Here is a 26,111-nt window from a genome sequence, read left to right as displayed (position 1 = left end):
ATTTGAACAGCGAAGGCCCGGCATCATCGCCGGGCCTTTTCGCCCTAGCCTTGCCCCATCAGTTCCAGCCGCCTCAGCCGCTGCCGATATTGCGCCCGCGCTTGCATTGCCTGTTCCAGGGTAACGGCAACGAAACGCGCCCGGTTGTTCGGTTGCAACTGGCCGATCAGGTCGAGGTCGGCGCTGATCACCGTGCCGATCATCGCGTAGCCACCGCCGGACACCGCGTCGCGATGCAGGACGATGGGCTCCAGCCCGCCCGGGACCTGGATCGAGCCGATCGGATAGCAGGCGTCGACGATGTTCGAGGGGTCCGAACCGGCGCCGAACGGCTGCTCGCGGGGCTCGAACGCCAGCGGCTGGCCGCCCTTGTAGCGATAGCCGGTACGGTCGGCCTCCGAGCCCACCGTCCAGGTATCGGCGAAGAAGCGCTCGGCAGCCTCGGCGGTCAGTCGATGGTAATAGAGGCCGGGAACCACCCGCAGGATCACCTCTTTCTCCAGCGCCAGCCCCAGCGAGGGCGGCAGTGCCAGTCCCTCGCGCGCCTGTGCCTGAGGCTCGCCCAGCGGCAGCAGGTCGTCGGTTTGCAACCGCCGCCCCAGGTAGCCACCGATGGCGCCCAAGCCATAGGTGGAGCGACTGCCAAGTACCAGCGGCACGTCGATGCCACCCGCCACCGCCAGATAGCCGCGCGCGCCCGCCGTCGGATAGCCGAACTCCAGGACCTGCCCGGCACGCACGCGGAACGAGGTGTCCAGCGGCATGTCCTGGCCATCCAGACGCGGCTGCATGCGCGCGCCGCTGACCGCCACCAGGGCGTCGCGCTGGAACTCCAGTTGCGGGCCCATCAGGGCGAACTCCAGCACCGCCGCGTCGGCGGAATTACCCACCAGCCGGTTCGCCACGCGCAGGGCGTACTGGTCGAGCGCACCGGAGGGCGGGATGCCCAGGTGGTAGTAGCCTTCGCGGCCGGCGTCCTGCACCGAGCTGGCGAGGCCGGGCTTGAGCACCTTAATCGACATACAGCACCTCCTGCAGACGTTGCGTGCAGCCTCGCGGATCGGCGAGGAACGCGTCGAGATCGAAACTCACCGGACGGATGCGCAGGTCGAATGTGCCCGCTTCGACTTCGGCCGCCATGCGTTCGTATTCGGTCCGCTCGATGGGGCGGAACTGGACGATGTCGCCAGCGCGGAAGAACACCATCGACTCCGCGAGATAGGGCAGGCCCTGGCGTGGATCGAAGATCGGCGCCGGAGTCACGCCGAACATCTGGTAGCCGCCGGCGCCGCGCACCGAATAGATGCAACCGAAGCAGCCACCATGGCCGAGGGTCAGCTTCGGCGTGTCGATGCGCGGCCGCAGGTACTTGGGTACCTGCAACTGCCGCTCGCGCTCGACCATCTGGTACATGAACGGCAGGCCGGCGACGAAACCGACCATCGAGACGAACCAGGGCGTGCCGCTATGCGCCTGGATGAACGCCTGGACGTCGGCATAGCCGTTGATCCGCGCGGCGTACTCGAGGTCGGTGGACGTCGGGTCCTGGTGACGGTCGCGGAAACGCATCAGGGTCTCGTGGGTCCAGGGATCGTTGTACAACACCGGCACTTCGACGATACGCGTCTCGATGCTGCGCGCGGCGACCGCCTCCGCTTCCAGTCCGCGCACGGTCTCCAGCAGCGCCTGCGGGGCCAGCCGGTCGGGGTCGAAGCGGACCTGGAACGAGGCGTTGGCCAGGCATACGTCGAGCACCCCGGGCAATTGCAGGGACTCGATGGCGCGGCTGATCGCCATGCCGCGGAAGAAGGCTTCCAGCGACATGGACTCGGCGACCTCGGCGAACAGGTGCTCGTCGCCGCCGAAGCTGTAGCGGATATTCGCGTGCATCTCAGGTCTCCAGGGCGACGGCCCGCTCGGCGAGCCAGGTTTCCAGGGTGCCGGTATCGAACTGCGCGGCCTGCACCCGCGCATCGGCGAGCAGCCAGCGATGCAGCGGCAGGGTGGTGGCCATGCCGGCCAGTTCGGTGCGCTCCAGCGCCTGGCGCGCGCGGGTGAACGCCTCGCTGCGGTCGCGGCCGTGGACGATCAGCTTGGCCAGCAACGAATCGTAGTACGGCGGCACCCGGTAGCCGGGATACAGGTGGCTGTCGACCCGCACGCCCTCGCCCTTCGGCCATGCCAGGCGCTCCACGGTGCCGGGGCTGGGGAAGAAATTGCGCGCCGGATCCTCGGCGTTGATCCGCATCTCCAGCGCCGCGCCGTTCAGGCGGATCTCTTCCTGGCGCCAGGGCAGCGCCTCGCCGGCGGCGATGCGCAGCATGGCCTGGACCAGGTCGATACCGGTGACCATCTCGCTGACCGGATGCTCGACCTGGATACGGGTGTTCATCTCGATGAAGAAGAACTCGCCGCTGTGCGCGTCGAACAGGTATTCCAGGGTGCCCGCGCCACGATAGCCGAGACTCTGCGCCAGGCGCACGGCGCTCTCGCAGAGGGCCTGGCGCTGCGCCCCGTCCAGCGCCGCCGAAGGTGCCTCCTCGAAGACCTTCTGGCGGCGCCGCTGCAGCGAGCATTCGCGTTCGAACAGATGCACCACGCGCTCGCCGTCGCCGAGGATCTGCACTTCGATGTGCCGCGCCTGGCGGATGAAGCGCTCCAGGTACACCGCCGGCGAACCGAAGGCGGCCTGCGCCTCGCGCTGGGCGATGGGGAATTCCCGACGCAGTTCGTCGGCGTCGCGGGCGATGCGGATGCCACGCCCGCCGCCGCCGGCGGAAGCCTTGACCAACAGCGGGTAGCCGACCTCTTCGGCGCAGGCCAGCGCCGCGTCGAGGTCGTCCAGCTCGCCGGGCGAACCCGGCACCACCGGCACCCCGGCGGCCATCGCGGTGCGTCGCGCCTCGGCCTTGTCGCCCATGCGACGGATGGTCTGCGCGTCCGGGCCGACGAAGACCAGGCCGGCGGCCTGCACCGCCTCGGCGAAGGCAGGGTTTTCCGACAGGAAGCCGTAGCCGGGGTGGATCGAGTCGGCGCCGGTCTCCCGCGCCGCCGCGAGAATCGCCTCGCTGTCGAGGTAACTCTGGTCGGCCCGCGCCGGGCCGATCAGGCGTACTTCGTCGGCCAGCCGCGCGGCCAGCGAATCGCGATCCGCCTCGCTGCATACCGCCACCGTGGGAATGCCCAGGGCCTGGGCGGCGCGGACGATGCGCACGGCGATCTCGCCACGATTGGCCACCAGCAGCTTGTTCAGTCGCTTGTGCATGGCAGGCTCCTCATTCCGCGCTGGCGATTACCGCCAGCACCTGGCCCGGCTCGATGGCCTCGCCATCGGCCACCCGGAACGCCTGGAGCACGCCAGCCTGTCCGGCCTGCACCTCGGAGAACTGCTTCATCACCTCGATCAGCCCGATCACGCTGCCGGCCTCGACCGCCTGCCCGACTTCCGCGTAGGGCGGCGCGTCGGGGCTGGCCTTGCGATAGAAGGTGCCGGGCAAGGGGGACTGCACGTTATGTTCGGCCATGACGAATCCTCATTATTCGAACGTTGTAGGAAATGGCAGAAAAAGCCGTTCGCGGGACGGGCGCTCAGCGCGGCGCCTTGATCCGGATGCCCGCCGCCTCCAGGTGCGCGCGGGTGCCGGCGACCAGTTCCAGGGCGCCGGGGGTGTCGCTGTGGATGCACACCGAGTCGAAGGCGATGTCGAGGTCCTCGCCCTCGACGGTGCGTACCTTGCCCTCGCGGCAGGCGCGCAGGACCTTGTCGGCGACCTGCCGGGGATCGAGGGCGGCGACCCGCCGGGTGAAGACGATCGAGCCGCTGCGGTCGTAGTCGCGGTCGGCGTAGAACTCACGCACCAGCGGCTGGCCCAGTTCCCGGCCGATGCGCCAGGTGGCCGAGCCCGGCATGCAATAGAGCAGCAGTTCCGGTTCCAGGCGTTGCAGGGTTTCGACGAACAGGCGGGCGGCCGCCTCGTCGCGCGCCAGGTGCATGTACAGCGCGCCGTGGGGCTTGACGTGTTGCAGCGCCAGGCCCTCCAGGCGGGCGAACTCGCGCAGTGCGCCGAGCTGGTAGAGCATGTCGTTGACCAGCTCGATGGCCGGTGCCTGGATGTGCCGGCGGCCGAAGCCGACCAGGTCGCGGAAGCCCGGATGGGCGCCGATGGCCACGCCATGCTCGGCGGCCATCTCCACGGTGCGGCGCATGCTGCTCGGGTCGCCGGCATGGAAGCCGGTGGCGATGTTGGCGCTGCTGATCAGCGGCATGATCGCCGCGTCCACGCCATCGCCGATGGTCCATGGGCCGAAGCCTTCGCCCATGTCGGAATTGAGGTCGACTTCAGTCATTGCCGGCTGGCCTCATCTGTCTTGTTGTGGGATGGGGCCACGGTAAAAGCCGCGGAAGGTATTGGGTAGATTTATTATTCGATAGACTCGTTTCTGAAAAACCGATACCTCCTACGGACGCCCATTCCATGGCCCTGACCCTTCGCCAGGTTCGCTACTTCATCGCCACCGCCGAGTTCGGCCAGATTTCCCAGGCCGCCGTCCACCTGAACATCTCGCAGTCGGCGGTGACCAGCGCGATCCAGGAACTGGAGGCCATGCTCGGCGTCGCCCTGTTCACCCGCACCGCGCAGGGCATGAACCTGACCGACAGCGGCCGGCACTTCCTCAACCATGCGTACTCGATCCAGCGCAGCGTCGACGACGCCCTGGCCAGCCCTCTGCCGGACACCCGTGTCGGCGGCAGCCTGAAGGTCGCCGCCAGCTACACGGTGATGGGCTACTTCCTGCCCCACCATCTGCAACGCCTGGCGCAGTGGTACCCGGAGCTGCGCTTGCAACTGTTCGAAGACGAACGCGCCAGCATCGAGCGCGGCCTGCTCGACGGGCGCTACGACATCGCCGTGCTGCTCACCGGCAACCTCACCGATCCCGGGATCGCCGCCGAGACCCTGTTCAACTCCGAACGCCGCCTCTGGCTGCCGAGCCGCCATCCGCTGGGCGAGAAGGCCAACCTCGGGCTGGCCGACGTGGCCGGCGAGCCGTACATCATGCTCACCGTCGACGAAGCCGGACAGAGCGCGCTGCGTTACTGGGAGCGCAGCGGCCACCGGCCCCGGGTGATCCTTCACACCAGTTCGGTGGAGGCGGTGCGCAGCATGGTCGCCAACGGCTCGGGGGTGGCGATCCTCTCCGACCTGGTGTACCGACCCTGGTCGCTGGAGGGCAAGCGCATCGAGACCCTGTCGCTGGTCGACCCGGTGCCGTCGATGAGCGTCGGCCTGGCCTGGCGCCGCGACGCCGAGCCAAGCGCCGGCATGCGCGCCTTGCGCGAGAACTTCCGCCAGTCGTTCCTCGCCCCGCAACAAAGCAGCAGCCGGCGCTGAACCCGGCGGCTAATCTCTGATCCAACCCAAGGACCACTCAGGACAGGACACTCATGGGTACAGAAGGCTTTTTCGACGGACTGGGCGAGATGCTGGGCAGGGCCATCCGCTTCGTGGTGGACCTGCTTTCCGGCCTGCTGGGCGGCATCTGGAGCGCCATGGACGATTTCCTCCACGGCCTGGCCAGGGCCATCGGCATGGACGCGTCGCTGTTCAGCTTCGTCTTCCTGGTGCTCGGCCTACTGCTGCTCTATAGCGGCATCCGCGCCTTCATGCGCCGTTCGATCATTGGCGGGATCATCTGGACGGTGCTCGGCCTGATCGTGATGAGCTGGCTTATCCACTGATCGACGCGTCGGCTGTTTCCGCAAAGGCCGAAGGAGCGTTTCGGCAATCCACAGGCGAATTCCGAACCCGCTGCCGACGGCTGGTCTGCAGGGCGTTCCTGTCGTTGCATGGCGTGACATCCGCCTGGAAGTCCCGCCATGTCGCTCCCGCTCCAGTATCTGCCGCGCTGGCTCGCGCCGGCACCGGCCTGCCTGCTCTGCGCCGCCCGCAGCGACCAACCGCCTCGTCCGCTGTGCCGAGCCTGCGCGACCGAGCTGCCCTGGTCGCGCCGGCAATGCCGGCGCTGCGCCCTGCCCCTGCCGCTGGACGGACAGTTGTGCGGCGAGTGCCTGCGCCGCCCACCGGCCTATGAGCAGGTGATAGCGCCCTGGCGCTACGCCTTCCCGCTGGACAGCCTGATCAACCGCTTCAAGCACCAGGCGGCCTGGCCGCTGGGACGGCTGCTCGGCGAACTGCTGGCGGAGCACCTGCGGCAACGCTATGCCGAAGGCCTGCCGCGCCCCGTACGCCTGCTGCCGGTCCCGCTGGCGCCACGCCGCGAACGTCGCCGCGGCTTCAACCAGGCGCGGTTGCTCGCCGACTGGCTGGCTGGCGAACTACGCCTGCGCTGCGCACCGCACCTGCTTCGGCGTGTGCTCGACACCCCTGCCCAGCAGGGCCTGGATGCCGCGCTGCGACGGCGCAATCTGCGCCACGCCTTCGCCCTGGCCCCCGGCAAGGAGGTTCGCGGCCTGCACCTGGCGCTGGTCGACGACGTGCTCACCACCGGCGCCACCGCCGAATGCCTCGCCCGCCTGTTGCGCCGGGCGGGCGCGGCGCGGGTCGACGTCTATTGCCTGGCGCGCACGCCGAAGCCCGGCTGATCTGGGCTAGACTGCCGCGCAACCGATACGGGAGAGGATCCATGCGCGCACTGCTGGTCGCGGCCTGCCTGTCGCTGGGCGGCTGCAGCCATTTCGCCGAAGACGACTGGCTGGGCCAGGACAAAGCCCTGCACTTCGCCAGCTCCGCCGCCCTCGCCGCGGCCGGCATGCAGGCGGCCCATGAACGAGGCCTGCGCGGTGGTCGCCAGGCCCGCTTCGGCCTGAGCTTCTCGCTCGCCTTCGGCATCGGCAAGGAGCTCCACGACAGCCGTGCCGCCGGCAGCGGCTGGAGCTGGAAGGACCTGGCCTGGGACGTGGCCGGTTCCGCCGCCGGCTACAGCCTCTACCGGGCCGCGGACTGACGCCCTTGCGTTTTGCCGTGGGCTGTTGGAGCCTTCGCCGTATACGTCCGCTCATAGCGAAGCCTCCATGTCCGCACTCTCCACCCTCGCCCAGCACGTCACCCGCCGCCCGCAACGCATCGCCCTGCTCGCGCAGATCGCCGAACTGGGCTCCATCACCCGTGCGGCGAAGGCCGTGGGCATCAGCTACAAGGGCGCCTGGGACGCCATCGACGAACTGAACAACCTGGCCGACCGCCCGCTGGTCGAGCGCAGCGTCGGCGGCAAGGGCGGCGGCGGCGCGCGGCTGACCGCCGAGGGCGAGCGCCTGCTGGCCCTCTACCGGCGCCTGGAAGCCTTGCAGGCACAGGTGCTGCAGGCCGCCGAGGACGCCGAGGACCTCAACCTGATAGGCCGCCTGATGCTGCGCACCAGCGCGCGCAACCAGTTGCACGGGCGGGTGCTGTCGATCCATGGCGAAGGCTTCCACGACCGCATCGCCATCGAGCTGCCCGGCCAGCAACGCATCGAGGCGCTGATCACCCGCACCAGCACCGAGCAGCTCGAACTCGGCCGCGGCCGTCCGGTGCTGGCGCTGATCAAGGCCGGCTGGCTGGAAGTCGACCTGGAGCCGCGCGACGACCAGCCGAACCAGTTGCACGGCACCCTGGAGGAAATCCTCGCGGCCAAGGCCGGCCCGAGCGAGGTGCGCATCGGCCTGGGCAGCGGCCTGACCCTCTGCGCGCTGCTTTCCGGCGAACGCCTGGCCAGCCTGGGCCTGAAGAAGGGCCGGAAGGTGGTCGTCTCCGTCGACCCGGCCCAGGTCCTGCTCGGCACGCCGCTGTGAATCTGCCGGGGCGCGCCGGCTTGCGTACACTAGGGGACTTTCGAGCCCTGGATGCCCCGTCATGTCCCATCCCTTCGACTCACTGACCCCCGACCTGGTCCTGGATGCCGTGGAAAGCCTCGGCTATCTCAGCGACGCCCGGGTGCTGGCACTCAACAGCTACGAAAACCGGGTCTACCAGGTCGGTATCGAGGACGACGAGCCGCTGATCGCCAAGTTCTACCGGCCGGACCGCTGGAGCGACGCGGCGATCCGCGAGGAACACGCGTTCTCCGCCGAGCTGGCGGAATGCGAGGTGCCGGTGGTGGCGCCGCTGACGCGCGAGGGCGAGAGCCTGTTCGGTTTTGCCGGCTTCCGTTTCGCCCTGTTTCCCCGGCGCGGCGGTCGCGCGCCCGAGCCGGGCAATCTCGACCAGCTCTACCGCCTTGGCCAGTTGCTCGGCCGCCTGCACGCGGTGGGGGCCACCCGGCCGTTCGAGCACCGTGAGGCGCTCACCGTGGATAACTTCGGCCACGCCTCGCTGGCCACCTTGCTGGAAGGCGACTTCATCCCCCGCAGCCTGCTGCCGGCCTACGAGTCGGTGGCCCGCGACCTGCTCAGGCGCGTCGACGCGCTGTTCGCCGAAGTGCCCTACCAGCCGATCCGCCTGCACGGCGACTGCCATCCGGGCAACCTGCTGTGCCGCGACGAGGTCTACCACATGGTCGACCTCGACGACTGTCGCATGGGCCCGGCGCTGCAGGACCTGTGGATGATGCTCGCCGGCGAACGCCATGAGCGCCTGGCGCAGATCGCCGAACTGGTCGATGGCTACAACGAGTTCCACGACTTCGACCCACGCCAGTTGCCCCTGCTGGAAGGCCTGCGCAGCCTCCGCCTGATGCACTACAGCGCCTGGCTCGCGCGGCGCTGGGACGACCCGGCGTTCCCGCCGAGCTTCCCCTGGTTCGGCAGCGAGCGCTACTGGGGCGAGCAGGTGCTGGTGCTGCGCGAACAACTGGCGGCGCTGGACGAGGAACCGCTGCGGCTGTTCTGAGCGCGCTCTCCGTACAGGGCGAATGGCGCGCAGCGCCATTCGCCCGTTTCTATCCACAGCCCCTCGGCGGCTCCCGCAAGTGTGCCGGTGCTTTTCCGCGGGAACTGTGCGCAGACAAGCTCGCCGCCCCCCTACTAGAATTCACAGGTCACTCGCGCGTGCATTCGATGCACGGCCACTCCTACCTGCCTGACGTTTCAAGGATTCTCCATGGCGACCGCCAACCTCCGTCGGGGCTATGTCCTCGGCCTGACGGCTTATGTGATCTGGGGACTGTTCCCGCTCTACTTCAAATTGCTCGAACGCATCCCCGCGGTGGAAATCATCGTCCAGCGCGCGGTCTGGTCGGCCCTGTTCGGCGCCGTCCTGCTGCTGTTCTGGAAGCACCCGGGCTGGTGGCGCGAGTTGCGCCAGAACCCGAGGCGCTTCGTGGTGCTGGCCGCCAGCGGGCTGCTGATCGCCAGCAACTGGATGACCTACGTCTGGGCGGTGAACAACGGCCACATGCTCGAGGCCAGCCTGGGCTACTACATCAACCCGCTGATCAACGTGATGCTCGGCATGCTCCTGCTCAAGGAGCGCCTGCGTCCCTTGCAATGGCTGGCGGTGGCCCTGGCCTCGCTGGGCGTGGCGCAGCAGGTCTGGCAACTCGGCAGCCTGCCCTGGGTGTCGCTGGTACTGGCGCTGACCTTCGGCTTCTACGGCCTGATCCGCAAGCAGGCGCCGGTCGCCGCGCTGCCCGGACTGGTGGTGGAAACCTGGCTGCTGCTGCCGCTGGCGCTGGTCTGGCTGCTGTTGTTCGCCGACGGGCCGACCAGCGAAGCGGCGTTCTGGAGCACCCCCGAAGCCTTGTGGGTGGTTGCCGCGGGCCCGGTGACGCTGGTTCCGCTGGTCTGCTTCAACGCCGCGGCGCGCCACCTGCCCTACGCCACCCTGGGCTTCCTGCAATACCTGGCGCCGACGCTGGTCCTGCTGCAGGCGATCCTGCTGTTCGGCGAGCATCTGGATTCCAGCCGCCTGACCGCCTTCGCCTTCATCTGGCTCGCCCTGGCCGTCTACAGCCTCGACGCCTGGCGCAGCCTGCGCCGCCTGCCGCAGCCGGGCTGACGTTATCCCCAGGCTTGCGGAACTCCGCAAGCCTGGCGAAAAAACACGCACTCCTTCCTATCCCCCGCCAATACTGACGTTCAGCGATCCACCCCAGGCTTTTCCACAGGATCATGCACGCACTTTGTGCATAGACCTGCTTCTCCTATCCGCAGGCACGTGGATAACTCTTCGGAAGAGGCCCTGCAAAGCGCCTGATCAGTCTTTGAGCACACCTCTGCTCGCCAGTCTTACCAATGGTTACAGCGATATACACAAGGCTTATCCACAAAGCTGCCCAAGGCTTTTGTGAGCAACTGTGGATGAACCAGAAAAGCCATCGATCAAAAAACGTACGGACACCTGGACTACCGATGGATAAAGGCCTGCATGGATTCTTCCCCGGCTTACCCACAGACTGCTCCACGTTATTTGTGCACAGGGGCAAAGATAGCGGCGAAGGTTAATCCACAAGCAAAAGCACAAGAGAGGCTGCTCAGAAAACGAGCAAACCCTTGTATCGCCCATGGATAGAGGCCTTCAAGCTTATCCACACAGAATACCCACAGGCTGGTCCACCTGGTTTGGGAATAACCGCAACGCCGCTGGTCAAAAAACGCGCTATGACCCCAAAGCCTCGCGGCGCCTGGGCTTCAGGGTTTCACCCAAGGTTTTTCCACAGGCCCGTCCCCGGCTTTCCTGAACAACTTCAGGAGGCTTCCAGCACCAACTCCACCATCAGGTCGTCGGCCAGGTCTTCCAGGCGCTCGCGCAGGGTATCCAGCGGCAGGGTCAGGGGCACCGCCAGCAGCGCCTCGGCGTGGAACAGCGGTTCGCTGCTCATTGGCGCGGGGCGCACCTCGGTGGCCAGGCTCTCCAGGTTCACCCCATGCTCGGCGAGCAGCCGGGTGATGTCGCGGACGATACCGGGCCGGTCGTTGCCCACCAGGTCAAGCCGGATCGGTTTCCAGCTGCACACCGGCTCGATCCCGCTTTCCGCCAGCAGCACACGGATGCCATGTTTGGACAAGCCTTGCAGGCCCTCGACCAGTTCGTCGTAGCCTTCCGCCGGCACGGCCACCCGCAGGATCCCGGCGAACTGTCCGGCCATCCGCGACATGCGGCTTTCCAGCCAGTTGCCGCCGTGGGAAGCAATGCATTGGGCGATGCGCTCGACCAGGCCGGGATGGTCGGTGGCGATCACGGTCAGGACCAGGTGATCCATGAGCTTGCCTCCTGCTGGGACGAATGGGAGTTCAGAGCTGCAGCCAGTAAGTGTAGAACTGTTCGTCACGGACATAGCCGAGGCGCTCGTAGAGCGACTGCCCGGCATGGTTGGTCTTCGCCGTCTCCAATTGCAGGCCGCAGGCGCCCATGCTTTCGGCGAAACGCCGGGCCTGGTTCATCAGGGCCTCGCCGACGCCCTGGCGGCGCGCCTCCGGGCGAACGAAGAGATCGCTGAGCAGCCACGAAGGTCGTAGCGCCAGCGAGGCGAACAGCGGATAGAGTTGGACGAAGCCCAGCGCCCGCGCCTCGGCGTCCCTGGCCAGGAACAGGGTCGAGTCGCCCTGGCGCAGGCGCTCGGCGAGGAATGCGCGGACCTGTTCTTCCGGCGCCGGCACTTCGTAGAAGTCGAGGTAGGCGGAAAACAGCGGAACCAGGTCGGCGAGATCGGCGAGGGATGCTGCATGGACGGGCATGGCGAGGCTCCTGGGGCGATTCCGGGAGTATAGGCAAGGCGCTCGGGGCGCATTGAAACATCCTGCGACGCCGCGCCGCACTTGGGTTCGAAAGAAATCGTGTACTGTTTTTAGATTTATCTGGAACAAAGTACAGTTTTTTTGCGAACATTGAGCCTGGCCAACGTGACCGTGAAGCGTCATCCAGTCGTAACGCGACGCGTAACCACTGATTTTTCCCGCGGCATCATGTAGTATGCCGCGGCTCGGACTACAAGGCCGTGCGGCCCGGGTCCAGAGCTGGTCTAGAGCAGAGTGAGGCAAACAATGACTGAACGCGTTCAAGTCGGTGGCCTGCAGGTCGCCAAAGTCCTGTTCGACTTCGTGAACAACGAAGCCATCCCCGGAACCGGCGTCTCTGCCGACTCGTTCTGGACCGGTGCGGAGGCCGTGATCAACGACCTCGCGCCGAAGAATAAAGCCCTGCTCGCCAAGCGCGACGACCTCCAGGCCAAGATCAACGGCTGGCACCAGGCTCGCGCCGGCCAGGCCCATGACGCCGCGGCCTACAAGGCCTTCCTCGAGGAAATCGGCTACCTGCTGCCCGAGGCGGAGGACTTCCAGGCCGGCACCCAGAACGTCGACGACGAGATCGCCCGCATGGCCGGCCCGCAGTTGGTGGTGCCGGTGATGAATGCGCGCTTCGCCCTGAACGCCTCCAACGCCCGCTGGGGTTCGCTGTACGACGCGCTCTACGGCACCGACGTGATCAGCGAGGAAGGCGGCGCGGAGAAGGGCAAGGGCTACAACAAGGTTCGCGGCGACAAGGTCATCGCCTTCGCTCGCGCCTTCCTCGACGAGGCCGCGCCGCTGGAGTCCGGCTCCCATGTCGACGCCACTTCCTACAGCGTGAAGAACGGCGCGCTGGTCGTGGCGCTGAAGAACGGCAGCGAAACCGGCCTGAAGAACGCCGGCCAGTTCCTTGCCTTCCAGGGCGATGCCGCCAAGCCGCAGGCCGTGCTGCTCAAGCACAACGGCCTGCACTTCGAAATCCAGATCGACCCCAGCAGCCCGATCGGCCAGACCGACGCCGCCGGCGTGAAGGACGTGCTGATGGAAGCCGCCCTCACCACCATCATGGACTGCGAGGATTCGGTCGCCGCGGTCGACGCCGACGACAAGGTAGTGATCTACCGCAACTGGCTGGGCCTGATGAAGGGCAACCTGGCCGAGGAAGTCAGCAAGGGCGGCACGACCTTCACCCGCACCATGAACCCGGACCGCGTCTACACCGGGGCCGACGGCTCCGAACTGACCCTGCACGGCCGTTCGCTGCTGTTCGTCCGCAACGTCGGCCACCTGATGACCAACGACGCGATCCTCGACAAGCACGGCAACGAAGTGCCGGAAGGCATCCAGGACGGCCTGTTCACCAGCCTGATCGCCATCCACAACCTGAACGGCAACACCAGCCGCAAGAACAGCCGCACCGGCAGCGTGTACATCGTCAAGCCGAAGATGCACGGCCCGGAAGAGGCCGCCTTCACCAACGAGCTGTTCGGCCGCGTCGAGGACGTCCTCGGCCTGCCGCGCAACACGCTGAAAGTCGGCATCATGGACGAGGAACGCCGCACCACCGTGAACCTGAAGGCCTGCATCAAGGCGGCCAAGGATCGCGTGGTGTTCATCAACACCGGCTTCCTCGACCGCACCGGCGACGAGATCCACACCTCCATGGAAGCCGGCGCCGTGGTGCGCAAGGGCGCCATGAAGTCGGAGAAGTGGATCGGCGCCTACGAGAACAACAACGTCGATGTCGGCCTGGCCACCGGCCTGCAAGGCAAGGCGCAGATCGGCAAGGGCATGTGGGCCATGCCCGACCTGATGGCCGCCATGCTCGAGCAGAAGATCGGCCACCCGCTGGCCGGCGCCAACACCGCCTGGGTCCCGTCGCCGACCGCCGCCACCCTGCACGCCCTGCACTACCACAAGGTCGACGTGTTCGCCCGCCAGGCCGAGCTGGCCAAGCGCACCCCGGCCTCGGTGGACGACATCCTGACCATCCCGCTGGCACCGAACACCAACTGGACCGCGGAAGAGATCAAGAACGAGGTGGACAACAACGCCCAGGGCATCCTCGGCTATGTAGTGCGCTGGATCGACCAGGGGGTCGGCTGCTCCAAGGTACCGGACATCAACGACGTCGGCCTGATGGAAGACCGCGCCACCCTGCGTATCTCCAGCCAGTTGCTGGCCAACTGGCTGCGCCACGGCGTGATCAGCCAGGAGCAGGTGGTCGAGAGTCTCAAGCGCATGGCCGTGGTGGTCGACCGGCAGAACGCCAGCGACCCGTCCTACCGGCCGATGGCGCCGGACTTCGACGACAACGTCGCGTTCCAGGCAGCCCTGGAACTGGTGGTGGAAGGCACGAAGCAGCCGAACGGCTACACCGAGCCGGTCCTGCATCGCCGCCGTCGCGAGTTCAAGGCGAAGAACGGGCTGTAGGCCGTTCACCGCAGCGCAACGAAAAGCCGCCCCGAGGGGCGGCTTTTTCATGGCGGACGGGTCGCTGATACGGCGGATATCGCGAGGGATCGCTTGTTCTGCCTGCACGTCGCTTGAAGCCTGAAGCCAGCTCAAGCTTCAAGCGACTTCCTCCCCGGTTGTTAACTGCTAGAAGTCGCGAGCGATATAGACCGTAGGGCGATATTCGCCCTACTCCACGCTCTCCCCCGGCATCACCCGCCCAAGGCACGCGGCTTGCCGCCAGCTACTGCGCCATCCTGCGCAACGCCTCGCCATCCAGCCGGTAACGCACCCACTCGTCCTGCGGCAGCGCGCCGATGGAGCGGTAGAAGTCGATGGCCGGCTGGTTCCAGTCCAGCACGCTCCACTCCAGGCGTCCGCAGTCGTTGGCCACGGCCTCGCGGGCCAGTTCGCGGAGCAGCCGGCGACCGGCGCCGACGCCACGGCACTCCGGGGTGACGTAGAGGTCCTCGAGGTAGATGCCGTTGCGTCCCAGCCAGGTCGAGTAGCTGTAGAAGTACACCGCATAGCCGATCGGCCGGCCCTCGCTCAGGCACATCAGCGCGCGGGTCGGCGAGCCTTCGGCGAACAGGCTGCGGCGGATGCCTTCGACATCGGTGACCACCTCGTGGCGGGCCCGCTCGTAGTCGGCCAGTTCGATGATGAAGGCAAGGATCTGTTCGGCGTCGGCCGGTACGGCGGGACGGATTTCGAGCGTCATGGGCAACCTTCCGATGAGAAACCCGGCCATCCTAGTGCGACTGATAAGATGCATGAAGTGCATTCTTCTCATCGGCAACTGAATATCATGCATCCACTGCTGCGCCGTCTCGATCTCAACCTGCTGCTGGTGTTCGACTCCCTGTATCGCCACCGCAACGTCGGTACCGCCGCCGGCGAGCTGGCGATCAGCGCCTCGGCCTTCAGCCATGCGCTGGGGCGCCTGCGCCAGGGGCTGGACGACGAGTTGTTCCTGCGCCAGGGCAACCGCATGCAGCCGACCCAGCGCGCCGAGCACCTGGCCGGCGCGGTGGCCGCCGCCCTGCGTGCCCTGGGCGAGGGACTCGAGGAATGGCGGCCGTTCGTGCCGGGACAGAGCCAGCGCACTTTCGTCTTTGCCACCACCGACTACACCGCCTTCGCCCTGCTCCCGCCGCTGATGGACCGCCTGCAGCACAGCGCGCCCGGGGTGCGCCTGCGCCTGGTCAATGCCGAGCGCAAGCTGTCGGTGGAAGCCCTGGCCAGCGGGCGGATCGATTTCGCCCTTGGCTACGACGAGGAACACGAGCGCCTGCCAGAAGGGATCCAGGCCCATGACTGGTTCGCCGACCGCTACGTGGTGGTGGCGCGCCGCGACCACCCGCGCCTCGCCGGGGCACCGACTCTGGAGGGCTACCTGGCCGAGCGGCATGCGGTGGTGACGCCGTGGAACGAGGACAGCGGCGTGATCGACCGGCTGCTGGCCCGCTCCGGCCTGCGTCGCGAAGTGGCGGTGCAACTGCCGACGGTGCTCGCGGCGCTGTTCCTGGCAGGCTCCACCGATTTCCTGCTCACCGCTCCCCGACATGCCGCCCAGGCCCTGGCGGAAGCCGCCGGCCTCGCCCTGTATCCCGCCCCGTTCGACATTCCGCCCTACGTGCTGCGGCTCTACAGCCATGTCCAGCATGCCGGGCGTGACGCCCATGCGTGGATGATCGGGCAGTTGAAGGGCCTGGACATTTCCCGGACAGGCTGAGCTTCACGCCGCGCACCGTCGACGGGCGTCGCGGTAACACTGGGCACAATTATTGTGCACAATTTTCCCAATACGGCCTCCTGGCCGCCCCGTTTTTTCTCCTCCCTCTCATCCTTCAGCATAAACCTATGAATCGGTTAGAAATTCTTACCTGATCGAAGCGACAGCTTTTTCCCAAGCGGTTTCAGGGGCTTGCCGCCGAAAGGCCGGTTTCCACAGAGCGCGGAAAATCCGGTCGAGGAACGGTTGGCACATAACTGGCTTAAATATTCGAAATTCTTGTATACAAAAATAACAGACGAACCCGACCTCGCGCCGAGTTCTTCCGACTGCCGGAGGAGACCGCCATGTCCAGCACCCCGAAGCCGCCCGCCGCGCCCCGCGAGTTTTCCCCCTCGCTGCTCGACCTCGGCACCCTGGAAAGCCTCGACCATCTGCCGCGGGCCGGCCAGAGCGCAGCCGAGTTCTCCGCCGCGATGCTCGACCTGGGCACTCCGGCCAGTCTCGACTGCCTGCCCCGCGCCGGGCTGCGCGCAGCGGAGTTCTCGGCGGCGCGCCTGGACCTGGGCACTCCCGCCAGTCTCGATTGCCTGCCCCGCGCCAGCCATCACGCCGGCAGCGAACTGCCGCCGCTGAGCCCGCGCCTGTACAGCGCCGACCTCGCCCCGAGCAAGGCCGAAGGGCGTCGCTGGGGACGCTACAGCCTGTTCGCGCTGTGGACCAACGACGTGCACAACATCGCCAACTACTCCTTCGCCATCGGCCTCTTCGCCCTCGGCATGAGCGGCGCGCAGATCCTCGCCGCGCTGGCCCTGGGCGCGCTGATGGTCTACGGGCTGATGAACCTGTCCGGCTACATGGGCCAGAAGACCGGCCTGCCCTACCCGGTGATGTGCCGGATCGCCTTCGGCATCCATGGCGCGCAGCTTCCCGCGTTGATCCGCGCGGTGATCGCCATCGCCTGGTTCGGCATCCAGACCTATCTCGCCTCGATCGTCCTGCGCGTCCTGCTGACGGCGATCTGGCCGGGCCTCGCGGCCTACGACCAGGATGCGATCCTCGGCCTGTCGAGCCTGGGCTGGGCGACCTTCGTCGCCATCTGGTGCGTGCAACTGCTGATCTTCGCCTACGGCATGGAGATGGTGCGTCGCTACGAATCCTTCGCCGGACCGGTGATCCTGCTCACCGTCGCCGCCCTCGCCGCCTGGATGTACCTGCGCGCCGGCGCCTCCATCGCCTGGTCCAGCGGCGAACCCATGAGCGGTTCGCAGATGTGGCTGAAGATCTTCGGCGGCGCGGCGTTCTGGGTCACCCTCTACGGCACCATGATCCTGAATTTCTGCGATTTCGCCCGCGGCTGCCCGGACAAGCGCACCATCAGCGTCGGCAACTTCTGGGGGCTGCCGGTGAACATCCTGCTGTTCGGCCTGTTCGCGGTGGTGCTCGCCGGCGCCCAGTTCAGGATCGACGGCCAGCTCATCCAGAGCCCCACCGACATCGTCGCGGCGATCCCCGACACCGCCTTCCTGGTACTGGCCAGCCTGGCGCTGCTGATCGTCACCGTGGCGGTGAACATCATGGCCAACTTCGTCGCCCCGGCCTACGTGCTCACCAACCTGGCGCCGAACCTGCTGAACTTCCGCCGCGCCGGGCTGATCAGCGCGACCATCGCGGTACTGATCCTGCCCTGGCACCTGTACAACAGCCCCGGGGTGATCCTCTACTTCCTCGGCGGCCTCGGCGCGCTGCTCGGCCCGCTGTACGGGATCATCATGGTCGACTACTACCTGGTGCGCAAAGGCCGGGTGAACCTGCCGGAGCTGTACACCGAGAGCCGCGCCGGCGCCTACCACTACGCGCGCGGGGTGAATCCGCGAGCCATCGCCGCCTTCGTCCCGGCGGCGATCATCTCCACCCTGCTGGCGCTGCTGCCGGCGTTCGCCGAACTGTCGCCGTTCTCCTGGTTCTTCGGCGCCGGCCTGGCGGGTCTGATCCACTACGCCCTGGCCAACCGCCGAGCGGCGTACCGCGAGGTGTCCGGCGAAGCGATCGCGGTGGACAGCGTGCAGCACTGAAGGGCGCCCGGCCGGCGCGGGACAGCTAAGCCGGCAGCAACGCCCGCAGTTCCTCCTCGATCGCGTCGAGGGCATCCACCGAACGCTCGGCGCGGGCCACGCCGACCGCGCCCTCCAGCGCCGCGAGAATCAACCAGGCGCGCGAGCCGGCAGCCTTCTCCGCCATGCCGTCGGCGCGCAACGCGCGCTCGATGCCGGCGTGCCATGCGCGCAGCGCGCGGCGGCACTCGGCATGCACCGGGGCCAGCTCGGCATCGATGCTCAAGGTAGTGGAAAACACCGGGCAGGCTTCCTCGAAAGCCGATCGCTCCAGCCAGCCGCGCAGGGTCGCGGTGAATTCGCGCAGGACGTTGCGCGCGTGGGGCGCCGTGGCGCCGGCACGGTCGAGGAAGGTCTCGACCTCGGCGCCGACGAAGCCGATCGCCGCGCTGGCGATCTGCGGCTTGCCCTGGGGGAAGTAGTGATAGAGCGAACCTTTCGGCGCCTCGGCGCGGGCGATGATGTCGCTCAGCCCGGTACCGAAGTAGCCGCGGCTGGCCAGCAGCGAGGCGGTGGCATGGACGATGCGTTCGGCGGCATTGGACTTCTTCGGCAAACCTGACTCTCCAACTCACGGCAGACGAGCGGGCAAGCATGCCCGAGCCTCAGGGTAGATGAAACACACCGCTGGCGCTGGCCACCAGGCGCTCGCCGCTGTGCAGCCGGGCCGAGGCGAAGGCCATGCGCTGGCCGAGCTTGTCGACCCGGGTATGCACCTCCAGCCAATCGCCGACCCGCGCGACGCCGCAGAAGTCCAGGCGCAGGCCGACGGTCACCATCGGCTGCGGCGGCTCGCGGGAAAACGCCATGGCGTAGCCGAGGCCGACGTCGGCCAGGGTCGAGAGCAGGCCGCCGTGGGCGCTGCCGCCGTGATTGCAGTGCTTCTCTTCGATGCGCAGCGCCACCACCAGTTGGCGCTGCGCATCGCGCCGGCAGAAGAAGGGGCCGAGCAGGTCGAGCAACGGGCTGCTGCGGAACAATGGCTGGAATCCTTCGGGGACGTTCATGGCGGGCTCGCCCAGGTTTTTATATAGACTGGTCTAGATAAGATAGTCCCGGACGACATCCTCGCCAGCCCCGTACGGGGTCTTATCCGCTCGCTGAATGGGCGTGCATAAAGAGGGCGCCGCTAGGCGCCCCTGGCCGCTTCAGCGACTCATCGGCCCGCGGACCGGCTGCTCGCGCCCATGACTGGTGGCGCTCAACGGCGCGCCGGCCTCGCCCAGCACCTTGCGCTGTTCGGCCACCGGCGTCTGCGCGCTGGCGTTCTCGAAACGCGCCAGGCGCTGGAACACCGGCAGGGCGAAGGCGTCGGCCAGCAGGCGCGCCAGGCGCGGCCAGCGCTCGCCGTCGACCTGGTAGCGCGCCAGTTGGGCATTGCGGAACAGGCAGGCGATGGCGACATCGGCGATGGACAGTTCGCCGAGCAGCCAGCCCCGTTCCGGCGTCCGCCCTTCCAGGTAGGCGCAGACCGAGGGCAGGTCCTCGTCGTAGGTGCGCTGCAGGACCGCCTGGTCAGGCTCGCGCTTCCAGATCCCGCGATTGATCACCTGCTGGTGGAACAACTGCCAGATGATCACCTGGCCCAGCCGCGAATCGGCGTACTCCTCCAGCCAGCGGGCCTGGGCGCGCTGGCCGAGATCGGCGGGATACAGGCTCGGCTGCGGATAGCGCTCTTCCAGGTACTGGCAGATCACGCTGGAATCGTTGAGGACGAAGTCACCGTCCACCAGCACCGGTATCTGCCGCAACGGACTGAGGCGCTCGAAGGCCTCGTCGCCGAAGAACGGCACGATGGGGTCGATGCGGTAAGCGACGCCTTTCAGCTCCAGCAGCACCAGTACCTTGCGCACATAGGGGGATAGATAGGAACCGATGATCAGCAAAGGTTCGGCCACGACGAGACTCCTGTTCTTGTTATCGGAACGCCGATCCTCCGGCAAACCACCGGGGCGACTCAAGTGGCTTCCCGACGGACGCCAATTGCAGGGATAGTCGCACTTTGCGATCATTTGCGAATAATTCTCGTTTTTCCATTCGATCCCGTTACGGGATGGGGAGCGTCCGTGGCGGCGGGTGAAGTCAGCAACAGCGAATTCGTGGGTAGCCTGTACCGGGACCACCGCGGCTGGCTGCTCGCCTGGCTGAACCGCAACCTCGGCTGCCGCCAGCGCGCCGAAGACCTCAGCCAGGACACCTTCGTCCGCCTCCTCGGCCGCCCGGAGCTGCCCGGCCTGCGCGAACCGCGTGCGTTCCTGGCGAAGGTGGCGCGCGGCCTGCTGATCGACCACTTCCGCCGCGCCGCCCTGGAGCAGGCCTATCTCGCCGAACTGGCGCTGGTTCCGGAAGCGGAGCAGCCTTCGGCCGAAGAGCGGTACCTGATCCTCGAGGACCTGCGCGAGATCGACCGCCTGCTCGGCACGCTGTCGCTGAAGGCGCGCAGCGCGTTCCTCTACAACCGCCTGGACGGCATGCCCCACGCCGAGATCGCCGAGCGTCTCGGGGTCTCGGTGCCGCGCGTGCGCCAGTACCTGGCCCAGGGCCTGCGCCAGTGCTACATCGCCCTCTACGGGGAACCGCGATGAACCCCGACGAGCGCCAGACAGCAGTGCACGCGCGGGTGCTCGACGAAGCCATCGCCTGGCAGTTGCTGCTCGATTCCGGCGAGGCCCATCCCGACGACCACCGCGCCTTCCACCGCTGGTATGCGGCGCATCCCGAACACGAACGCGCCTGGGAACAGCTCGGCGGCCTCGACCGGCACCTGGCGAGAGCCGCCAACGGGCCGGCGCGCAACGCCCTGCTGTCCGGCAACGCACGCTTCAAGCGCCGCCTGCGCCGGCTCGGCGGCAGCGCCCTGGGACTGCTGCTGGCGCTGGGCGTCGGGCTCGGCGTGGCCAACCGCTACGTCCCGGTCCGCTACCTGCTGGCCGACGCCTACAGCGCCACCGGCGAGCAGCGCGAGCTGACCCTCCCCGACGCCACCCATGTGCGCCTGAACAGCCGCAGCGCCATCGATGTCCGCTTCGACGGCGAACGCCGCCAGGTCGTGCTGCTGGCCGGCGAGATCCTGGTGGAAACCGCCCATGGCGACCCGCGCCCCTTCGTGGTCAGCAGCGCCGACGGCGACATGCGCGCCCTCGGCACGCGCTTCCTGGTCCGTCGCGAGGAGCCCGGTACGCGCCTCACCGTATTGCAGTCGGCGGTGGCCGCGCGCGCGGAAACGCTCAGCGAAGAACGTGTGATCAAGGAAGGCCAGCAGGTGCTGATCCTGCCGCAAGGCCTGCAGGCCAGCGCAGCGGCTCCGGCCCTGGCCGGCGCCTGGGCGCAAGGCATGCTGGTGGTGGAGAACGCCCGGCTGGCCGACCTGGTGGCGGAACTGGGGCGCTACTCGCCGGCACTGCTGCGGGTCGACCCGAGCATCGCCGACCTGCGCGTCACCGGCAGTTTCCCGCTGAAGGACACCCGCCTCGCCCTCCAGGCTCTGGAGCCGAGCCTGCCGGTACGCAGCGTGAGGCACAACGCCTGGTGGTTCGAAGTGGTGCCACGCTGAACCGAACGGGTCGCGAAAAATTTTTCCCGCCGGCCCTATCACTTTTTCCGACTCGTCCGGCAAGGAGGCATTGAGACTCGTTTCCATCCAGGAGCCCCGCACATGCCCCGCCCGACGTTCCGTCCCGGCCTGCTCGCCATCGCCATCGCCATCGCCCTTGCCGTTCCCGCACCGTTCCTCCACGCCGCCCCGGCCGAACAGGCCAGCGTGCGCGACTACCGCATCGCCGCCGGGCCGCTGGCGGGCACCCTGAACCGCATCGCGGCCCAGGCCGGCCTGGTCCTCACCCTGGACCCGGCGCTCGCCGAAGGACGCAGCGCCCACGCCGTGCAAGGTCGCTTCGACGCGCCCGGCGCATTGCGCGAAGCGCTCAGGGGCAGCGGCCTGGAGCTGGTGGAAAACGCCGGCGGCACCTACAGCCTGCGCAAGGTGCCGGAAGACACCCTGTCGTTGCAGGCGATGACGGTCAGCGGTGCCGAGGAAGACCCACTGGGGCCGACCAGCGGCTACGTGGCCAAGCGCAGCATGACCGGGACCAAGACCGATACGCCGATCCTCGAAACCCCGCGCTCGATCTCGGTGGCGACCCGCCAGCAGATGGCCGACCGCGCCGTGCACAACCTCGACGACGCGGTGCGCTACATGCCCGGCGTCGTCGCCAGCAGCTTCGGCAGCGACACCCGCTCCGACTGGTTGAAGGTACGCGGCTTCAAGCCGACCCAGTTCCTCGACGGCCTGCCGATGGCGGTCGGTGTCTACAACAACCCGAAGCTGGAAACCTGGAACCTGGAGCGTGTCGCCCTGTTGCGCGGCCCGGCCTCCTCGGTCTACGGCCAGACCCCGCCGGGCGGCATGCTCGACATGGTCAGCCTGCGTCCGCAGAACGTCGCCAGTCACGAGGTGAAGGCCGAGGTCGGCAACTACAACCACAAGCAGGTCAGCTTCGACAGCACCGGCCCGCTCGACGACGAGGGCCGCTTTCTCTACCGCCTCTCCGGGGTGGTACGCGACAGCAACACCCAGGTCGATCATATCGACGACAAGCGCTACAACATCGCCCCGAGCCTGACCTGGAACATCGACGACGACACCCGGCTGACCTTCCTCGGCCAGTTCAACCGCGACGATACAGCCGCCACCAGCCAATTCCTGCCGCTGCGCGGGACCAAATACGACGCTCCGTTCGGAAAGATTTCCCATCACAAGAACCTCGGCGATCCGGATTGGGACTTCTACGACCGCACCTACTATTGGTTGGGCTATTCCTTCGAACGGCGCATCAACGATGTCTGGCAGTTCCGCCAGAACCTGCGCTACCTGCGCAACGACCTGTCGTTCCAGACGCTTACGCCAACCAGCAGTATCGATGCGGCCAGCGCCGACGGCACCTTACAGCGCATGACTACCTCGGTGGACGAGGACGTCAGTCAGTTCGTGGTAGATAACAATTTCCAGGCTGATTTCGAGACCGGTGCGCTGCGCCATACTCTCCTGCTGGGTATCGATCACAACCGCACCCGCACCGACTACACCTCGATCTACAACTTCACCGGTGTGCCGCCGACCAACGTCAACAACCCGATCTATGGTCAGCCGATTCCCAAGCCATCGCGCTCTAGTGCGTTCTATGACTACCGACAGAAGACTTATCAGACCGGGCTCTACCTCCAAGATCAGATCGCCCTCGACAACTGGCGCCTGACCCTCGGTGGCCGCGAGGACTGGGTACATGCCGGCGCCACGTTCTACAATCAGAACGATGCCACCAACACCAGCCGCGACAAGAAATTCAGCGCTAACGCAGCTCTGAGCTACATCTTCGACAACGGCCTGGCGCCCTACCTTTCCTATGCGGAGTCATTCCAGCCAAGCACCGGCGCCGACGATATAGGCTCCAACAAGATGTTCAAACCCACCGAAGGCAAACAATGGGAACTGGGCGTCAAGTATCAACCCGTAGGCTCCGATTCGCTGTTCACCGCAGCCGTCTACGACCTACGCCAGGAGAACGTGAGGGTCACCGACAACATCAATGGGACACCCACTACCTCGCAGGCTGGCGAGGTTAAGGTCTCCGGGATTGAGCTGGAAGCCACCAGCAACGTCACCGAAAACCTGAAGATGATCGGCGCCTATAGCTACACCGACACCGAAGTGAAAAAAGGCCAGTACGCAGGCAACCGCCTGCAACAGGCGCCGCGCAACCAGGCCTCGCTATGGGCCGACTACACCTGGCACGAGGGTGCGCTCAACGGTTTCAGCGTAGGTGCCGGCGCCCGCTACGTAGGCTCGACCTACGGCGACCAGGCCAACACCTACGACGGCTACGCCGGCTCGTACACCCTGTACGACGCCGCCGTGCGCTACGACCTGGGCCAATTGAACGGCAGCCTGAAAGGCGTCAGCGTGGCGGTCAATGCCAACAATCTGTTCAACAAGGATTACCTGGCGTCCTGCGACGGCTACTACTGCTACTACGGCGATCAGCGCAGCGTGGTGGGCAGCGTCAGCTACAAGTGGTGAGCGACGCGTCACGGGTGTGCAACGGCGGATAACCGCTTAGCGGTTACTCGCCCTGCCGCAGAACCTGCCTGCCGGGCACCGGATGCCCCTCCCGCCCGTGGGAGAGGGCCGGGATAGGGGAGCCGCCGCAAAGGGAAGCACCTATATTCTGGGCGCCGGATATCGTCGTTCACCCCGCGATCCGCCCCCACAGCGCGCTGGCGTCGTCGTGGATCTTGAAACGCGGGAACGCCAGGGCCTGGTCGTCGCCCTGTTCGATCTGGCGCAACTCGTCGAGCAGGGCGCTCACCCCGACTTCCTCGAGGCGCCGCAGCAACTGCTCGTCGGTATAGCGGCGGAAAGGCTCGACCAGCCGGTCGAAGCCGTCGGTCATCAGCACGAAAGAGCGCAACGCGGCGAGCGGCAGGGTCTCGCGCTGCACCTGGCCGAGCCAGCGATCGCTTATGTCCAGCGCCCAGTAGCCCTCGGGCTTGTTCATCAGCTGGCGGTTCTGCCGCACGCGCGGGCGGCTGGCCTTGAACAGTTCGGCGTGGTCCCACTGCGGGTGCTCCTCGCGCATCCGGCAGAAATGCGCCAGCGATTGCCGGTCCAGTTCGTGCAGGGCCGATTCGCCGAAGCTGCGCACCTGGCCGTCGGCGCCTTCGACGAGGATCCGGCTGTCGCCGATGTTGAGCAGTTCGACCTCGCCGCCGCGAATCCGCAGCAGGCTCAGGCAGGCCGCCGGCATGTCTTCGAGGTCGTGCCAGTCGCGGCCGCTCTGCGCGCGGAAGTCGCCCTGGATATCGTTGAGCAGGCGCCGCAGCAGGGTCTCGCTGGATTGCTCGGGCTCGACTTCCAGCAGCAACCGCAGGTGCCGGTCCACCGCCTGGGCCAGCCAGCGCGCGTCGCTTTCCACGCCCAGCACGCTGCGGCCGATGCTGGTGGCACCGTCGATCACCCAGGCGGCCTGCGCCGTGCAACCCAGCGCATCGTCGTTCACCGCGCCCCCCGCGCGGCATTCCGCCCCGAGTATTTCCACTGTGGGCATTCGCAGTTCCTCCTATGCTCAATGGCTTGCCAGAATAGCAAGACAGGGCCTTTCCACGTCCCGCCCGTCGTTCGAGGAGAATTGCATGCGTTGCCTGTCATCCCCGTTGCTGGGCCTGCTTGTCGGCCTGTCGCTGAATGGCGCCGCCCTGGCGGGCGAGCAGTATTACCCGCTGGACAAGGGCTCCGCGCCCTACGCGGTCGCGCCCACCGCCCAGGGACCGGTATGGTTCGGCGCCGCCGGCGGGCACGCACTGGGCCGGCTCGATCCGACCAGCGGCGCGAGCGTGCAGGTGCCGCTCGGCGAAGGCGCGCGGCCGCGAGCCATCGTCAGCGACGAGAGCGGCAACGCCTGGGTGCTCGACAGCGGCCTCGACGCCATCCTCCGCGTCGGCGGCGAGCGCCTCGGCAGCGAGCGCTTCGCGCTGCCGGCCAAGGCCGCGCCGGTCGGGCTGGAGGCCGCCGCGTTCGACGACGACGGACGGCTCTGGTTCACCGGCAGCCGTGGTTTCCATGGCCGCCTGGATCCGCAGCGGCGCGTGGTGGAAGTCTGGCCGGCGCCCCAGGGCAAGGCGGCGAGCGGCATCTGCGTCACCCCGGACGGCGAGGTCTGGTACGCACAGGACGACGCGCTGGTGCATGTCGATCCGCTCGACGGCAGCGCCGAGCGGTTGCCCGCGCCTGAAGGCACGAAGGCCCTTCGCGGCCTCGGCGCCGACTCCATCGGCAGGCTCTGGGCCAGCGACAGCGGCGGCGCCCGGCTGTACCGCTACGATCCCAGCGATGCCTCGTGGCAAAGCTGGCCGCTGCCGGACAGCCAGGCCCGCCCGGACAGCCTGCGGGTCGACGCCATGGACCGGGTCTGGCTGCACGACGCCGCCAGCGGCGCGCTCTTGCGTTTCGACAGCGAGCAGGCGACATTCCGCGTCCTGCCCAGCGACCGGCCGGCGCCCGGCAACGCCCTGCTCGGCGGGCGGCCCGGCGAGACCTGGAGCGCCGAGCCCGCCACCGATCGTCTTCGCGTCGTCCGCGATTGATCCA

26 protein-coding genes are annotated in these 26,111 nt (G+C 67.3%); 14 read left to right on the top strand and 12 right to left on the bottom strand.

What is annotated here, in order from left to right:
• Positions 1 to 44: 44 nt before the first annotated feature.
• The 5 genes from PSPA7_RS02850 to PSPA7_RS02830 all read right to left on the bottom strand — a co-directional run bounded on the left by PSPA7_RS02850 (position 45) and on the right by PSPA7_RS02830 (position 4,347).
• Positions 45 to 1,022, bottom strand: a complete 978-nt coding sequence (locus PSPA7_RS02850) for a 5-oxoprolinase subunit C family protein (RefSeq protein ID WP_012074068.1) — start codon at positions 1,020 to 1,022, stop codon at positions 45 to 47.
• On the bottom strand, positions 1,012 to 1,890 hold the full coding sequence (locus PSPA7_RS02845; protein ID WP_012074067.1) for a 5-oxoprolinase subunit B family protein: 879 nt from the start codon (positions 1,888 to 1,890) through the stop codon (positions 1,012 to 1,014). The genes PSPA7_RS02850 and PSPA7_RS02845 overlap by 11 nt, the downstream gene beginning before the upstream one ends.
• A 1-nt stretch (position 1,891) precedes the next feature.
• Positions 1,892 to 3,265 carry an acetyl-CoA carboxylase biotin carboxylase subunit gene (locus PSPA7_RS02840; protein WP_012074066.1) on the bottom strand — a complete coding sequence of 458 codons (1,374 nt, stop codon included), beginning with the start codon at positions 3,263 to 3,265 and terminating at the stop codon, positions 1,892 to 1,894.
• A 10-nt stretch (positions 3,266 to 3,275) separates the two neighbouring features.
• The gene (locus tag PSPA7_RS02835) at positions 3,276 to 3,524 is read right to left on the bottom strand and encodes an acetyl-CoA carboxylase (protein WP_003157983.1); all 249 of its coding nucleotides are present in this window, start codon (positions 3,522 to 3,524) and stop codon (positions 3,276 to 3,278) included.
• A 64-nt stretch (positions 3,525 to 3,588) separates the two neighbouring features.
• Positions 3,589 to 4,347, bottom strand: a complete 759-nt coding sequence (locus PSPA7_RS02830; RefSeq protein WP_003157984.1) for a 5-oxoprolinase subunit PxpA — start codon at positions 4,345 to 4,347, stop codon at positions 3,589 to 3,591.
• 128 nt (positions 4,348 to 4,475) lie between these two features.
• Here PSPA7_RS02830 and PSPA7_RS02825 point away from each other — a divergent pair, with 128 nt between their 5' ends.
• The 7 genes from PSPA7_RS02825 (at position 4,476) to rarD (ending at position 9,935) form a co-directional block, all read left to right on the top strand.
• Positions 4,476 to 5,393 carry a LysR family transcriptional regulator gene (locus PSPA7_RS02825; RefSeq protein ID WP_012074065.1) on the top strand — a complete coding sequence of 306 codons (918 nt, stop codon included), beginning with the start codon at positions 4,476 to 4,478 and terminating at the stop codon, positions 5,391 to 5,393.
• A gap of 53 nt (positions 5,394 to 5,446) precedes the next feature.
• Entirely contained in the window at positions 5,447 to 5,740 is a 294-nt protein-coding gene (locus PSPA7_RS02820; RefSeq protein ID WP_003157986.1) for a hypothetical protein, read from the top strand.
• 138 nt (positions 5,741 to 5,878) lie between these two features.
• On the top strand, positions 5,879 to 6,604 hold the full coding sequence (locus PSPA7_RS02815) for a ComFC family protein (protein ID WP_012074064.1): 726 nt from the start codon (positions 5,879 to 5,881) through the stop codon (positions 6,602 to 6,604).
• A gap of 41 nt (positions 6,605 to 6,645) precedes the next feature.
• Positions 6,646 to 6,966, top strand: coding sequence for a YfiM family lipoprotein (locus PSPA7_RS02810; protein ID WP_012074063.1), 321 nt, complete (start codon positions 6,646 to 6,648; stop codon positions 6,964 to 6,966).
• 67 nt (positions 6,967 to 7,033) lie between these two features.
• Positions 7,034 to 7,792, top strand: a complete 759-nt coding sequence (locus PSPA7_RS02805; RefSeq protein WP_012074062.1) for a TOBE domain-containing protein — start codon at positions 7,034 to 7,036, stop codon at positions 7,790 to 7,792.
• A gap of 61 nt (positions 7,793 to 7,853) precedes the next feature.
• Complete coding sequence (locus tag PSPA7_RS02800) at positions 7,854 to 8,828, top strand: stress response kinase A (protein ID WP_012074061.1); 975 nt, start codon at positions 7,854 to 7,856, stop codon at positions 8,826 to 8,828.
• A gap of 210 nt (positions 8,829 to 9,038) precedes the next feature.
• The gene (gene rarD / locus PSPA7_RS02795; RefSeq protein ID WP_012074060.1) at positions 9,039 to 9,935 is read left to right on the top strand and encodes an EamA family transporter RarD; all 897 of its coding nucleotides are present in this window, start codon (positions 9,039 to 9,041) and stop codon (positions 9,933 to 9,935) included.
• A 688-nt stretch (positions 9,936 to 10,623) separates the two neighbouring features.
• On the opposite strand, the gene PSPA7_RS02790 is transcribed toward rarD, so the two are convergent.
• A complete protein-coding gene (locus tag PSPA7_RS02790) occupies positions 10,624 to 11,139 on the bottom strand; it encodes a glycine cleavage system transcriptional repressor (RefSeq protein ID WP_012074059.1) in 516 nt (171 codons plus the stop codon).
• Between the two features lie 31 nt (positions 11,140 to 11,170).
• Entirely contained in the window at positions 11,171 to 11,614 is a 444-nt protein-coding gene (locus PSPA7_RS02785; protein ID WP_012074058.1) for a GNAT family N-acetyltransferase, read from the bottom strand.
• Positions 11,615 to 11,920: 306 nt separating this feature from the next.
• Between PSPA7_RS02785 and PSPA7_RS02780 the strand changes: the two genes are divergently transcribed.
• The gene (locus PSPA7_RS02780; protein ID WP_012074057.1) at positions 11,921 to 14,098 is read left to right on the top strand and encodes a malate synthase G; all 2,178 of its coding nucleotides are present in this window, start codon (positions 11,921 to 11,923) and stop codon (positions 14,096 to 14,098) included.
• A 265-nt stretch (positions 14,099 to 14,363) separates the two neighbouring features.
• On the opposite strand, the gene PSPA7_RS02775 is transcribed toward PSPA7_RS02780, so the two are convergent.
• Positions 14,364 to 14,840 carry a GNAT family N-acetyltransferase gene (locus PSPA7_RS02775; RefSeq protein ID WP_003152524.1) on the bottom strand — a complete coding sequence of 159 codons (477 nt, stop codon included), beginning with the start codon at positions 14,838 to 14,840 and terminating at the stop codon, positions 14,364 to 14,366.
• A gap of 87 nt (positions 14,841 to 14,927) precedes the next feature.
• Here PSPA7_RS02775 and PSPA7_RS02770 point away from each other — a divergent pair, with 87 nt between their 5' ends.
• The gene (locus PSPA7_RS02770) at positions 14,928 to 15,854 is read left to right on the top strand and encodes a LysR substrate-binding domain-containing protein (RefSeq protein ID WP_041025279.1); all 927 of its coding nucleotides are present in this window, start codon (positions 14,928 to 14,930) and stop codon (positions 15,852 to 15,854) included.
• A 347-nt stretch (positions 15,855 to 16,201) separates the two neighbouring features.
• Positions 16,202 to 17,929, top strand: coding sequence for an NCS1 family nucleobase:cation symporter-1 (locus PSPA7_RS02765; RefSeq protein WP_012074055.1), 1,728 nt, complete (start codon positions 16,202 to 16,204; stop codon positions 17,927 to 17,929).
• 25 nt (positions 17,930 to 17,954) lie between these two features.
• Here PSPA7_RS02765 and PSPA7_RS02760 read toward each other — a convergent pair whose 3' ends face one another.
• The 3 genes from PSPA7_RS02760 to PSPA7_RS02750 all read right to left on the bottom strand — a co-directional run bounded on the left by PSPA7_RS02760 (position 17,955) and on the right by PSPA7_RS02750 (position 19,866).
• Positions 17,955 to 18,524: a TetR/AcrR family transcriptional regulator gene (locus PSPA7_RS02760; protein ID WP_012074054.1), complete on the bottom strand. Its 570-nt coding sequence runs from the start codon at positions 18,522 to 18,524 to the stop codon at positions 17,955 to 17,957.
• A 49-nt stretch (positions 18,525 to 18,573) separates the two neighbouring features.
• Positions 18,574 to 18,975 (bottom strand): PaaI family thioesterase, encoded by a 402-nt coding sequence (locus PSPA7_RS02755; RefSeq protein ID WP_023442668.1) that lies wholly within the window; start codon positions 18,973 to 18,975, stop codon positions 18,574 to 18,576.
• Positions 18,976 to 19,116: 141 nt separating this feature from the next.
• Positions 19,117 to 19,866: a glutathione S-transferase family protein gene (locus PSPA7_RS02750; RefSeq protein WP_012074053.1), complete on the bottom strand. Its 750-nt coding sequence runs from the start codon at positions 19,864 to 19,866 to the stop codon at positions 19,117 to 19,119.
• Positions 19,867 to 20,034: 168 nt separating this feature from the next.
• Here PSPA7_RS02750 and PSPA7_RS02745 point away from each other — a divergent pair, with 168 nt between their 5' ends.
• The 3 genes from PSPA7_RS02745 to PSPA7_RS02735 all read left to right on the top strand — a co-directional run bounded on the left by PSPA7_RS02745 (position 20,035) and on the right by PSPA7_RS02735 (position 24,044).
• A complete protein-coding gene (locus tag PSPA7_RS02745; protein WP_012074052.1) occupies positions 20,035 to 20,553 on the top strand; it encodes an RNA polymerase sigma factor in 519 nt (172 codons plus the stop codon).
• Positions 20,550 to 21,521, top strand: a complete 972-nt coding sequence (locus tag PSPA7_RS02740) for a FecR domain-containing protein (protein WP_012074051.1) — start codon at positions 20,550 to 20,552, stop codon at positions 21,519 to 21,521. The genes PSPA7_RS02745 and PSPA7_RS02740 overlap by 4 nt, the downstream gene beginning before the upstream one ends.
• A gap of 102 nt (positions 21,522 to 21,623) precedes the next feature.
• Positions 21,624 to 24,044, top strand: coding sequence for a TonB-dependent siderophore receptor (locus PSPA7_RS02735; protein ID WP_012074050.1), 2,421 nt, complete (start codon positions 21,624 to 21,626; stop codon positions 24,042 to 24,044).
• A gap of 169 nt (positions 24,045 to 24,213) precedes the next feature.
• On the opposite strand, the gene PSPA7_RS02730 is transcribed toward PSPA7_RS02735, so the two are convergent.
• On the bottom strand, positions 24,214 to 25,071 hold the full coding sequence (locus PSPA7_RS02730) for a PP2C family serine/threonine-protein phosphatase (protein WP_012074049.1): 858 nt from the start codon (positions 25,069 to 25,071) through the stop codon (positions 24,214 to 24,216).
• A gap of 85 nt (positions 25,072 to 25,156) precedes the next feature.
• On the opposite strand from PSPA7_RS02730, the gene PSPA7_RS02725 reads away from it, so the two are divergent.
• Positions 25,157 to 26,107, top strand: coding sequence for a Vgb family protein (locus tag PSPA7_RS02725; RefSeq protein ID WP_012074048.1), 951 nt, complete (start codon positions 25,157 to 25,159; stop codon positions 26,105 to 26,107).
• Positions 26,108 to 26,111 lie beyond the last annotated feature (4 nt).

Origin of the sequence: Pseudomonas paraeruginosa PA7 (genome assembly GCF_000017205.1) — a bacterium.
Classification (GTDB): domain Bacteria; phylum Pseudomonadota; class Gammaproteobacteria; order Pseudomonadales; family Pseudomonadaceae; genus Pseudomonas; species Pseudomonas paraeruginosa.
This window is presented reverse-complemented; position numbering and strand designations above follow the sequence as displayed.